10 protein-coding genes, 1 riboswitch and 1 other annotated feature are annotated in these 12,199 nt (G+C 35.6%); of the genes, 1 reads left to right on the forward strand and 9 read right to left on the reverse strand.

The window, feature by feature from the left end; genetic code table 11:
* Window positions 1-57 precede the first annotated feature (57 nt).
* The 9 genes from dnaB to hutH form a co-directional block, all read right to left on the reverse strand.
* Entirely contained in the window at window positions 58-1,455 is a 1,398-nt protein-coding gene (gene dnaB, locus BK821_RS03440) for a replicative DNA helicase (protein ID WP_046837662.1), read from the reverse strand.
* A gap of 31 nt (window positions 1,456-1,486) precedes the next feature.
* Window positions 1,487-1,933 (reverse strand): 50S ribosomal protein L9, encoded by a 447-nt coding sequence (gene rplI / locus BK821_RS03445; protein WP_046837663.1) that lies wholly within the window; start codon window positions 1,931-1,933, stop codon window positions 1,487-1,489.
* Window positions 1,930-3,897 (reverse strand): DHH family phosphoesterase, encoded by a 1,968-nt coding sequence (locus BK821_RS03450; protein ID WP_071331199.1) that lies wholly within the window; start codon window positions 3,895-3,897, stop codon window positions 1,930-1,932. Before BK821_RS03450 ends, rplI begins: the two co-directional genes overlap by 4 nt.
* Before the next feature lie 14 nt (window positions 3,898-3,911).
* On the reverse strand, window positions 3,912-4,823 hold the full coding sequence (locus tag BK821_RS03455; protein ID WP_071331200.1) for a DUF2232 domain-containing protein: 912 nt from the start codon (window positions 4,821-4,823) through the stop codon (window positions 3,912-3,914).
* Between the two features lie 237 nt (window positions 4,824-5,060).
* Complete coding sequence (gene metX / locus BK821_RS03460; RefSeq protein WP_046837666.1) at window positions 5,061-6,029, reverse strand: homoserine O-acetyltransferase MetX; 969 nt, start codon at window positions 6,027-6,029, stop codon at window positions 5,061-5,063.
* Between the two features lie 57 nt (window positions 6,030-6,086).
* Window positions 6,087-6,187: riboswitch (SAM riboswitch) on the reverse strand.
* A gap of 127 nt (window positions 6,188-6,314) precedes the next feature.
* Window positions 6,315-6,644 carry an AzlD domain-containing protein gene (locus tag BK821_RS03465; protein WP_046837667.1) on the reverse strand — a complete coding sequence of 110 codons (330 nt, stop codon included), beginning with the start codon at window positions 6,642-6,644 and terminating at the stop codon, window positions 6,315-6,317.
* Window positions 6,641-7,336 carry an AzlC family ABC transporter permease gene (locus BK821_RS03470; RefSeq protein WP_046837668.1) on the reverse strand — a complete coding sequence of 232 codons (696 nt, stop codon included), beginning with the start codon at window positions 7,334-7,336 and terminating at the stop codon, window positions 6,641-6,643. Before BK821_RS03470 ends, BK821_RS03465 begins: the two co-directional genes overlap by 4 nt.
* 342 nt (window positions 7,337-7,678) lie before the next feature.
* Window positions 7,679-8,962 (reverse strand): serine--tRNA ligase, encoded by a 1,284-nt coding sequence (gene serS / locus BK821_RS03475; protein ID WP_071331201.1) that lies wholly within the window; start codon window positions 8,960-8,962, stop codon window positions 7,679-7,681.
* 68 nt (window positions 8,963-9,030) lie between these two features.
* Window positions 9,031-9,220, reverse strand: a binding site (T-box leader).
* Between the two features lie 68 nt (window positions 9,221-9,288).
* Complete coding sequence (hutH, locus tag BK821_RS03480) at window positions 9,289-10,797, reverse strand: histidine ammonia-lyase (RefSeq protein WP_071331202.1); 1,509 nt, start codon at window positions 10,795-10,797, stop codon at window positions 9,289-9,291.
* A gap of 534 nt (window positions 10,798-11,331) precedes the next feature.
* On the opposite strand from hutH, the gene BK821_RS03485 reads away from it, so the two are divergent.
* The gene (locus BK821_RS03485) at window positions 11,332-12,144 is read left to right on the forward strand and encodes an NAD(P)H-hydrate dehydratase (protein ID WP_046837671.1); all 813 of its coding nucleotides are present in this window, start codon (window positions 11,332-11,334) and stop codon (window positions 12,142-12,144) included.
* Window positions 12,145-12,199 lie beyond the last annotated feature (55 nt).

Genomic DNA, 12,199 nt, shown 5'->3' on the forward strand with positions numbered 1-12,199 from the left:
CGTACAATAAAACATATTTAAGTATTATTGTACGGTAAAATTATTTTTTATCTTTTTTTATCCCATCTCTGCATGAGCATAATCTATATCGGTAAATTTATTGTATTGTTTCATAAAGTGTAACTTCACTGTGCCGGTTGGGCCGTTACGCTGTTTGGCGATTATAATTTCAATCTCACCATTATCGTCATTTGTTTGAGGTTCATAATTTGAATCATCATCTTCTTCGTCTTCGCCACGATTATAATAATCATCACGATATAAGAAGGCAACGATATCCGCATCTTGCTCAATAGAACCCGATTCACGAATATCACTCATCATTGGTCGTTTATCCTGACGTTGTTCTACGCCACGAGATAGCTGACTCAATGCAATAACTGGACATTCTAGTTCTCTGGCTATCGCTTTTAACGTACGAGAAATCTCAGAAACTTCTTGTTGACGGTTATCTGAAAAGCGTGATCCACTACCAGAAATTAACTGCAGATAGTCAATTACGATCATATCTAACCCATGCTCTTGCTTTAAGCGTCGACATTTCGAACGAATATCCGTAATACGAATACCTGGTGTATCATCGATAAATATCTTTGTTCGTGATAATTTACCTACTGCTATTGTAAAACGGTTCCAGTCTTCTTCTGTCATCATCCCCGTTCTCAAACGGTTGGAATCGACATTACCCGAACTACAAATCATACGTGTTGCTAACTGATCGGCGCCCATCTCAAGTGAGAAGATGCCTACAGAGAAATGATCTTCATGTGTGGCTACTTTTTGCGCAATATTAAGTGCGAAGGCAGTCTTACCTACAGAAGGTCTGGCTGCTAAAATAATTAAATCATTACGGTTGAACCCAGCTGTCATCTGGTCTAAATCTCTATAACCAGTAGGTATTCCAGGTGTTTGACCACTATTTTGATCTAATAACTCTGCGTTTTCATATACGTCACCAAGCACATCACGAATATCCTTAAAACCGTCACTTTCACGTGTCGATGATAATTCTAATATACGTCGTTCTGCATCATTAAGTATCGTATCAAGTTCCAGTTCATCATTGTAACCATCATTTGCAATGCTATCAGCAGTTTGAATTAATTGACGCTTAGTTGCGTGTTTAAAAACAATCTCTGTATAGTACTGGATATTACGCGTTGTTGGTACATTGCTAGATAACTCAGCAAGATATTGTGGTCCACCCGCTTCATTCAATCGTCCTTCTTGTGACAACTGATCCATGATTGTTACCACGTCAATATCTTTATTGTCTTCGTTGAGATTCATCATAGCTCTAAAGATGTGTTGATGTGCGCCTCTATAAAAGGACTCAGGAAGTAAGACTTCCTGAGTTGTGTTAATCAATTCTGGATCTATGATAATGGCACCTAAGACAGATTGTTCAGCCTCATTGCTATGTGGCATTTGATTTTGTTCATACATTCCATCCATTACGATTACACCTCATATACTCAATCCGTTATTATTGTTCCACTGTGTGCACACGAATTGTACCTTCAACTTCTTTGTCTAGTTTAACTGGTACATTTGTATAACCCAATGCATGGATACCGTTTGGTAAATCCATTTTACGTTTGTCAATTTTAATATTGTGTTGCTCTTGTAATGCTTGTGCGATTTGTTTTGTACTTACTGAACCAAATAATTTGCCGCCTTCACCTGTTTTAGCAGATACTTCGACTTCGATATTGCTGAGTTGTTCTTTTAATTTTTTGGCATCATCAATTTCTTGTTGACGTTCTGCTTCTGCAGCTTTATTTTTTCTTTCTAATTGTTTTAGATTGCCTGGTGTTGCTTCTACAGCATAGTTATTTTTTAACAGGAAATTATTTGCATAACCCACTGGTACATCTTTAACTTCGCCTTTTTTGCCTTTACCTTTTACATCTTGTGTAAATATTACTTTCATGAATTTTCACTCCTACTCATTTGTTCTGTGATTGCTTCTTGTAATTGCTCAATCGCTTCATCGACAGTCACATCTTTTAGTTGTGTGGCTGCGTTAGTCAAGTGGCCACCACCACCTAGCGCTTCCATTGTTAATTGTACATTAACAGCACCCAGTGATCGTGCAGACATACCTACGACATTATCTTCACGTCTAGCAATTACGTATGATGCTTCTACACCATCTAAACTTAACAGTTCATCAGCTGCCTGTGCAACTGTAACAGGATGATAGATTTTTTCGTCTGAACCATAAGCGATTGCAACACCATGCTCTTGCAATTTCACGGTTTGAATTAACTCAGTACGATTAATGTAAGTATCGATATCATCTTTTAAGAAATGTTGGGTCAAAATAGTATCTGCACCATGCGCACGTAAATAACTCGCAGCATCGAACGTTCTCGAACCAGTACGTAGAGTAAAGTTACGTGTATCGACAATAATACCTGCAAACATTACAGTCGATTCTAGTCGTGTCAGTCGTTGTTCTGTTGGCTGATATTCTAAAAGTTCTGTTACAAGTTCTGCTGTGGAACTCGCGTATGGTTCCATATAAATTAACAATGGACTAGAAATGAAACTTTCACCACGTCTATGGTGATCAATAACGACTTTACGATTAGCTTTATTTAAAATATTTTCATCAATAACCATTTCTGGTTTATGCGTATCGACAATAACTAAAGTTGTCTTAGACGTCATAATATCCCACGCTTCATCTGAAGTAATGAATCGATCTTTCAACTCGGGTTTTTCATTCACCGCTTCCATGACTCTGCGTAACGTTGGATCTATGTCTGATTCATTCAATACGATGTAAGCATCTAAATTATTCATCATTGCAAAACGTGATACACCAATTGCAGCACCTATCGCATCTAAGTCAGGACGTGTATGGCCCATAATGATAACTTTGTCGCCTTCCATCAAGATATCTTTTAAAGCATGTGAAATCACTCGTGCTCTTACACGGGTACGTTTTTCCATAGGATCAGTCTTACCGCCGTAGAAACGGACATTCCCATTCATATGCTTAATCGCAACTTGGTCACCACCGCGACCGAGTGCTAAATCTAGACCTGATTGAGAAAGTTCTCCAAGGTCAATTAAGTCCTCTGAACCTTCTCCGACACCGATACTTAACGTTAATTGCGCACGGTAACCTACACTTTTTTCTCGTAATTGTCCCAAAATACTAAAGTTAGATGACTCAATTTCATTTAAAATACGCTGATTTAAATAAGCAACAAATTGATCAGAACTATAACGTTTAAAGTACACATTATATTCTGTGGCCCATCTACTAATGACACGCGTTACCATAGAGTTAATCTCTGAACGCTGTGTATCATTCATATTTTGAGTAATTTCATCATAATTATCTAAGAAAAGTGTTGCAATAATCGGTTTAGATTCTTCATACAATTCATGTGTTTGGACTTCTTCTGTTATATCGAAGAAATACAATACATGTTCGTTTTCTGAATAACGCACACGATAATGGTAATCATTTTCTTGAATTTCAATTTCTTGCGTTTTTTCTAATTGTTTTAAGATATTAGGATATACTTCATTAACTGGATCGGAAATCACATTACGAGTTAAACGTTCCGACATAAATTGGTTCATCCACTCTATGTTTTCATTCTCATCTAGAATGATCATTCCAATAGGTAAATTCTTAATCGTTATGTTATTGCCTGCTGAAATTTTCCCACCTAGATTATTTACATAGTTGTCTAATTTCTGTAAAGCTTGTCTTACCATAAACGCTGTCCCGATAATTACAAACACTAATACAACCGTTGCAATACCTGCAATCAATTGATTAAATATAAACCAAACAACGACAAGTGCAATTGCTGTTAGTGCCATAATAATAAATGGTAAAACCAAAGCTTTTTTAGTGGATTGACGGTTCATTCTTCCACCTCAAATCATTTTTTAATGATACTTTTTAGATTAACACATAAATCTATAACACCCAGCAAACTTACAATGTGTGTGACTGGCGTCAATATTGTCCCTATCACCATCAATACAATTGTAAGTGCAGGGGGCATGGATTTTGCTTTACCAAAAAAGTGAATAACACTTAATCCCTGAATATACATACATAATGATAACACAATTTCTAAATTTAATACGGTACTTTGGAATGTACCCGGTTGGGCAGCAAACATAACACAAAGCAATACAATTATATAAATAAATAATAATGAACGCTTCATTTGCCATGCATATAATGGTTTGAATATTGGTGTAGCAATCTTGAATTTACGTAAAATTGGAAAAGTGATAATTAAATTGATTAATACGAGTAGAAATACTGCAAAAATTACATAACTCGGTAGTTGCACTGAAACTTGACGGAAGCCTTCTGCAAGCATTTGTTTATAGTCTGCGCTTGCTCCAGATTCTGAAATAAGATGATACAATTGTTGTTTCACTGGCTTCATAATTGTTGTTGCTTTTGGTAATTTATCAGATACTTGTAAGACCATAACTGCAACTAATGAGACTATACTGATATATGTAGTTGTAATATAAAGTATACGCTCTTTAGACGTACGTTCTTTTAATAATTGGCCTACAACGAAACTCAAGACGAGTACGAGGACCATGATAGTTAATACAAAAATATTACCCAATAAAGTTGTTAAAATAACTGTAATAACCGCTGTTATACCAAATGTTTCTAAAGATTTATGCCATAAGATAATGCCCGGTATTGTTGCAAAGAGACTTAATACCAGTCCAAGCGGTGGTAATATATGTAAAGCTAAAGCGACTATGATTAGTGCTAATGTACCAAGGATAGCTGCCTTAGGATATATTTTTGAAAACAAATTCGCCACTCCCATACTATTTTTGACTATAACTTCTATTTTAACCTCTTTAAAACTTTTTCACAATTTTGTCGCCCATATTAATTAAAGATTAAAATAAATTGTATTAGTCTGTAGTTGCTTATGGTTCATTCACATAAAAATAGGACGACAAGTAAGAACCATGCATGAAATATGCCTAGTATAGTTACTACTTCTCGTCCTATAAGTCATTTTATTTAGCTCACTCAGGCCATATCATTTTCTTTTAAATTGAGAAACTTTTAAGAAATGATATAAATTAGGTGCCCAGTCATTAAAATTAAGTAAGAAACCATCATGACCCACATTATCTGGCACAAAAAAGTGTTTATGATATTTAAAGCGCTCCCCTACTGCACGTACAAGGTCATCTGGATAAAGCAAGTCATCTGTAAATCCCATAGTCATTACTTTCGTATCTAATTGCCTAAACACGGCGTCCACGTCATCACGCCCTCTATCTACATCATGACTGTCCAAGACATCCAGTAGTGTTAAATAGCAAGCTGCATCAAAGTAATTTTTGAATTTATCGCCTTGGTGTTTTTGATAAGCCACGACTTGGTCTGGTGTAAAACGCTTATCATAACTTTTAGATGAACGATACGTTAAGAACCCCAGCTGTCTTGCAATACTCATGCCTTCCTTGCGATCCAAATGGATAGACTGTCTCGCAATTTGATTAAAGGCACGGCTATACGAGGAAGTTCTATCTGTAGCTGCAAGAATCACAGCCTTTTCAACAACAAATTTACGGTTGTACAATAATTCCACTGCTTGCATGCCGCCTAAAGACCCACCGATAAGAATATTAATTTTTTGATGTCCTAATGTTTCAATACCCAATTCTATGGCGCGTACAATATCACGTAACGTAAGATGTTGCGGAAAATCTTCATCAGTTAGCGCTGAACTTGAACCATACGGGCTACCTATTACATTAAATGTTAAAAATTGATAATCATGTATTGGCATATAACCACCGTCAATAATTTCTCTCCACCAACCGGGATTTTCACTTGTTCCATAAGTTAAATGGTTTCCTGTTAACGCATGGCATACTACGACAAGCGGTTGTCCTGTTAATCCAACATGCTCATATCGTAACTTTAGGTTAGAGATTGTCTCACCTGACTCTGTTGTAAATGGCCCTAATTCTAATGTATCAACCGTATAATCCGTCATGATTTACCCCCCACTTAATAAAAAACTCCTCACTCATTATAAGTAAGAAGTTAATAATACTTATCATTCGAGTCTCTCGTTGGTTTTAGCACCGTACTTAAACTAGCCGGTTGCTGAAGCTTCACGGGGCCAAATCCCTCAGCTTCTCGAAATAAGATTTGATTTTAATTGTATATGTCTCAGTGTACTAAATGTCATTGCCTAATAAACATACGTGAAATAAATTTCATAATTTTCTAATTATTGTCATTCTAACGGATATTACGACTTACATCAATGAAATAATTAAAAGAACCATCGTATAATTGCTGTAATAACAATTCCACTAATGATCGTAATCGTTAGACTTCTGGTGTATAGTGCAATCAAAATGGTTGGAATCATCGTGACTAAGAATGGCACGTTCAAATTATAGCCCATGCTACCTTCATGTTGTTCTATTGCTCCATCAATAACCAACGCTGTAAATAATGTTATAGGAATAAAAGATAGCCATTTTACTGTCTTTTCAGATAAACGTATCTTGGATATCATAACGAATGGTATTACACGTGTAAGCCATGTCACAATACCACACAATAAGATAATCATTAGCATATGTATTGTAGTTGTCATCGATCCATCACCACCCCTAAAGTAGCCGTTAGTGTAGCTGCAAGAATAATTGCTATATATGACGGCATTATCAAACTAAATAAAAGCATCATAATAATGACGCACACGATTAATACAAGATAAGTCTTAATGTGTGAGCGTTGAATGGTTTCAAACTGGGAAATTGCTAAAAAGATAAACATAGCAGTAATTGCGAAATCGAGACCTAATGCATCTGGGTTATGTATGTATTTACCAAAAACTGCGCCCGCAATCGAAGCAAGCGTCCAAAATAAGTATGCAGTAATATTTAATCCATGTAGCCAGCGGTCATTAATTTTTTCCCCTTTTAGATGTGGTGTAATCGCGACACCAAATGTTTCATCTGTAATTAACGTCCCAAGACCTAGCCGGTTAAATAACCCATAGTTTTTATAACTTGGTGCAAGCGTCATACTCAGTAAAAACATTCTAGAATTAACAATAAAAGTAGTTAAAATAATCGCCGAAATAGGTGTTCCTGATATGACTAACGCACAAATAATAAACTGCGCTGCACCAGCATAAATGACAAGACTGAGCAAAACGATTTCCAACAAACTAAAACCTGAGGCTATTGCCACAATACCAAATGACAATCCCACCCCTGCATACCCTAACAACGTAGGTATGCATTCTTTAACACCTTGTCTAAACGTTACATGTGCCTCCACAGTCTCACTCCTTTATACTAACTAAAATAATAGCTGTATTTTAATATAAAGTATAAACATCATTCAACGCCTTTACACGACCGTTTGTGTGATGGAAGACAAACAGTCGTGTAAAGGCGTTGATTTATCAAACTATTTATAATTTCAGAATTTTCTTTAAATCTTTAGACACCCCTCTCGTTTTCTCTAGCACTTCGTCTATTTCTCTTCTGATTCGCCGCTTTGTTTTTAATATTTTTATAATTTTTTCTTTATTTACACCTCCCCTACCCTACCTTATAAAACAAAAAACCACATGACAAAGTTTGTTGTCATGCGATTCTTAGTGTTACTTTATTATATTTATTGAACTGATTGAATAACTGTTTTACCACCCATAAATGGAACCAATACTTCTGGAATTGTTACTGATCCATCTTCATTTTGATAATTTTCAACTATAGCGGCAAATGTACGTCCAACTGCTAAACCACTACCATTAAGTGTGTGGACTAACTCTGGTTTTGAATTTTTATCACGTTTGAAACGAATATTAGCTCGACGCGCTTGGAAATCAGTAATATTTGAACAAGAACTTATTTCTTTGTAATCATTATAGCTCGGTAACCAAACTTCTAAATCATAAGTTTTACTTGCGCCAAATCCAATATCTCCTGTGCATAAGTTTACACGACGATAAGGTAAACCAAGTTCTTCTAATATTGCTTCTGCATGTCCCGTCATTTCTTCAAGTGCTTGCCAAGAGTCTTCAGGTTTTTCTACGCGCACCATTTCTACTTTATCGAATTGGTGTAAACGAATAAGGCCTCTTGTATCACGTCCAGCAGAACCCGCTTCACTGCGATAACATGCTGATTGTGCTGTAAATTTAGCTGGTAGCACGTCTGGATCAATAATTTCATTACGATAGTAGTTCGTAAGTGGTACTTCAGCTGTTGGAATTGTATATAAGCCTTCCTTTTCAACTTTAAATAAATCTTCTTCAAATTTAGGCAATTGACCTGTACCGTACATTGAATCTGCATTTACTAATTGTGGCACCATCATTTCAGTATAACCATGTTGTGTTGTATGTTTTGTAATCATGTAATTCATTAACGCTCTTTCTAATTGTGCACCTTCACCTGTTAAGAATACGAATCGCGCACCTGAAACCTTAGCAGCACGTTCAAAATCGACCATTTTTAACGCTTCTACTAAATCCCAATGTGCTTGGGCTTCAAAGTCAAATGATCTTGGCGTGCCCCAACGCTTAACTTCTACATTATCATCTTCTGTAGCACCTTCTGGCACTTCATCTTGAATGATATTTGGAATGCGAGATAATTTGTCATTAAGCTCTTGATCAACTTGGTTTAAAGTATCATCTAATGCTTTAATTTCATCACCAAGATTACGCATTGCTGCAATTGCATCATCGGCATCTTCTTTATTACGTTTCTTTTGAGCAATTTCTCCACTTACTTTATTACGCTCTGCTTTCATTTCTTCTGCTTTACTAATTAACTGACGACGTTGCTCATCTAATTCCAATACATCATCTACAACTTTTACATCCATACCACGTTTTTTGACTTTTTCTTTAATGAAATCTGGTTCATTACGGAAAACTTTTATATCTAACATGTTATTTCCATCCTTTCATTTTTTAAATTATTGGATAAAAACGCATAGAAAAGACCACGTCCCTCTTTACAAGGGACGTGGTCTACGCGTTGCCACCCTATTTAACAGTCAAATCAGACTGCTCTCTCACTAAAATAACGGCTAAAACCGATTGTTCTCTATAAAGTAGGTAGATTCATATTAATGCCGATTACTTGTTCTCACTAACCACAAGCTCTCTGAAATCAAGCAATTAATATTACTTAGCCTACGAACAATGACTTATTTACTTGCTTTAAATATAGCAAATAACATCACTATTTTCAAGAGAGATACTATTGTCCTAATTATATTTCATCACTATATGCCATATCTTGTAAATATTGTGATACTGCTTCAATGTCTTTATGGAATTGTCTATCTTCAGTAATTGAAGGGACAAGTTGACGTAAGGATTGATATTTTTCATATGTCTTAGGTGATAGTTTATCAATGTCTTTATATTCTACCGCTTGTAATGCAATGATTGTTTCTATTGCTAAAACTCGGCGTGCATTTTCAATCATTTGATAGCCATGGCGTGCACCAATAGTCCCCATAGAAACATGATCTTCTTGATTTGCTGAAGATGGAATAGAATCCACACTCGCTGGATGGGCAAGTGTTTTATTCTCTGATACTAAACTTGCTGCTGCATATTGCATTATCATTGCACCACTTTGTAAACCTGGTTGTGGGCTTAAGAAGGCAGGTAGCCCATTATTCAACTGTGGATTCACAAGGCGTTCTAGACGACGTTCTGAAACATTTGCAAGCTCACTCACACCAAGTTTCAAGAAGTCTAAGGCAAAGGCAATAGGTTGGCCATGGAAGTTACCGCCAGAAATTACAAGTTTCTCATCACCTTCATCAAATATTAAAGGATTATCATTAGCTGCATTCATTTCGCACTCTAACTTTTCTTTAACATAATTGAAGACTTGGAAACTAGCGCCATGTATTTGAGGAATACAACGCAATGTATAAGCATCTTGTACGCGTACTTCTCCTTGTTTTGTCGTTAACTCAGATCCTGCCAACCAATCCAACATACGTGCTGCAACATCTATTTGTTCTTGGAAATTACGTACTTTATGTACATTTTCATTATAAGCATCTGTAATACCATTTAAAGCTTGGTGTGTAAGTGCAGAAATCCATTCAGCTTGATAGCCTAAATTCTCTGCTTCAATATAGTTTATAACACCTTGTGCAGTCATTGCTTGTGTACCGTTAATTAATGCCAAACCTTCTTTAGCTTGTAGTTCTAATGCTTGATGATTTAATTTTTTTAAGACATATCTACTGTCTACCTCTTCGCCTTGGTAAAATACATTACCTTCACCGATTAAAGATAATGCTAAGTGTGAAAGTGGTGCTAAATCACCAGAAGCACCGAGTGAACCTTGTTGCGGAACAACTGGTATTATACGTTGGTTGATGAAGTAAACTAATTGATCTACTAAATCTACAGTGGCGCCAGAGTGGCCTTTTAATAATGTATTCAATCTTAATACCATCATCACTAATGAAACTTCTTCTGAAAATGGTTTACCTATACCACACGCATGTGAGCGAATTAAATTAACTTGTAACTGATTATATTCGCCTTTATCTATACGGACATCACTAAATAATCCAAATCCCGTAGTAATACCATAAATAGTTTCTTTATTTTTAATAATATTTTCGACTATTGCTCGACTCTTCTTCACACGTTCATAAGCATCTTCTGTAATCGCTACGCTGTCTTCTTCATATAAAAATCTCTTTATATCATTAATTGTTAATATGTCTCCATTAAGTTGTAATGTCATATACCCATCTCCTTGTTTGTTTTATAATTTCTCTTCAATTAATCCGAGTATACGCTTACAAATTTAATAGAACAATAGTATAACGCACATCCGTAACATGGTATTAAATTACTGTTTTAATGGGATAAAGGAGTCTTTACTTAAATTTTTATAACTATAAATAATGTCTTCATCTCTTTAACTATTGACTAAAGTGCAAAGCAGGTATAATATACTCTATTGTATTTGAAAAACTAATAAAAAATATGACATTTAAAGAGGTCGGGATAAAAGTATTTATGTTTTAAACAAAATTGGTCGACACATAAATTATTTCTTAAATTTGAATGAGTCGGGTAAATTTTGTGAAAACGTACTTCGGATGCCGCAAATCGGTCTGCCATTGTATAAAATACATTTGTCTCAACCTCTTAAGTAATTCCTTTATGATATTAAAGTGATTTACTTCTATTTTTTTCAAGCAATCATAAATCATATTATAAAAATTATAAGCACACACATAGAAGATTATTAGCTTTAAAAGGAGGTTTCAAATTGGAAATTTTGTCATCAGTCAGCATTCCAAAACGTAAAGATGAAACGCACAAAGGTGATTATGGTAAGATTCTTTTAATTGGAGGCAATGTCAATTTAGGGGGCGCAATCATGCTTGCTGCACGTGCATGTGTATATAGTGGTAGTGGATTAATCACAGTAGCAACACATCCAACTAATCACGCTGCACTTCACTCGCGTTGCCCTGAAGCGATGGTTATTGATATTAATGATACAAAAATGTTAACTAAAATGATTGAAAATACAGATTGTATCCTTATCGGGCCTGGATTAGGTTGTGATTTTAAAGGTAATAATGCAATTACTTTCTTACTACAAAATATCCAACCTCACCAAACGCTTATTGTAGATGGAGATGCAATAACCATTTTCAGCAAATTGAAACCTGCCATACCAACATGTAAAGTGATTTTCACACCACATCAAAAAGAGTGGGAACGTTTAAGTAATATTCCAATAGAAGAACAAACTGATGAGCGTAATCGTGAAGCAGCTGACCGTATTGGTGCCACAATTGTATTAAAAAAACATGGCACAGAAATTTATTTCAAAGATAATGAGTATAAATTACCTATTGGTACGCCTGCAATGGCTACAGGTGGAATGGGCGATACTTTAGCTGGCATGATTACAAGCTTTGTAGGTCAGTTTAATGACATGCAAGAAGCGGTAACGAGCGCAGTGTATGCACATAGTTTCATCGGCGAGAAATTAGCAGAAACAATGTATGTTGTGCCACCATCAAGACTTATTAGCGAAATTCCACACATTATGAAAACATTAGAGGATTAATCATCCACCTTAAAAAAGACCCACCTCTTAAGAGGTGGGTCTTAATTTATGCCTA

The organism is Staphylococcus sp. LCT-H4 (genome assembly GCF_001866145.1).
In the GTDB taxonomy this organism is placed as follows: domain Bacteria; phylum Bacillota; class Bacilli; order Staphylococcales; family Staphylococcaceae; genus Staphylococcus; species Staphylococcus succinus.

What these genes read in the sequence shown, in the direction of transcription:
- BK821_RS03450 (WP_071331199.1), bottom strand. Translation starts at nt 3,897, where the DNA reads ATGAACCGTCAATCCACTAAAAAAGCTTTGGTTTTACCATTTATTATT.
- metX (WP_046837666.1), bottom strand. Translation starts at nt 6,029, where the DNA reads ATGACGGATTATACGGTTGATACATTAGAATTAGGGCCATTTACAACA.
- BK821_RS03465 (WP_046837667.1), bottom strand. Translation starts at nt 6,644, where the DNA reads ATGACAACTACAATACATATGCTAATGATTATCTTATTGTGTGGTATT.
- dnaB (WP_046837662.1), bottom strand. Translation starts at nt 1,455, where the DNA reads ATGGATGGAATGTATGAACAAAATCAAATGCCACATAGCAATGAGGCT.
- hutH (WP_071331202.1), bottom strand. Translation starts at nt 10,797, where the DNA reads ATGACATTACAACTTAATGGAGACATATTAACAATTAATGATATAAAG.
- serS (WP_071331201.1), bottom strand. Translation starts at nt 8,962, where the DNA reads ATGTTAGATATAAAAGTTTTCCGTAATGAACCAGATTTCATTAAAGAA.
- rplI (WP_046837663.1), bottom strand. Translation starts at nt 1,933, where the DNA reads ATGAAAGTAATATTTACACAAGATGTAAAAGGTAAAGGCAAAAAAGGC.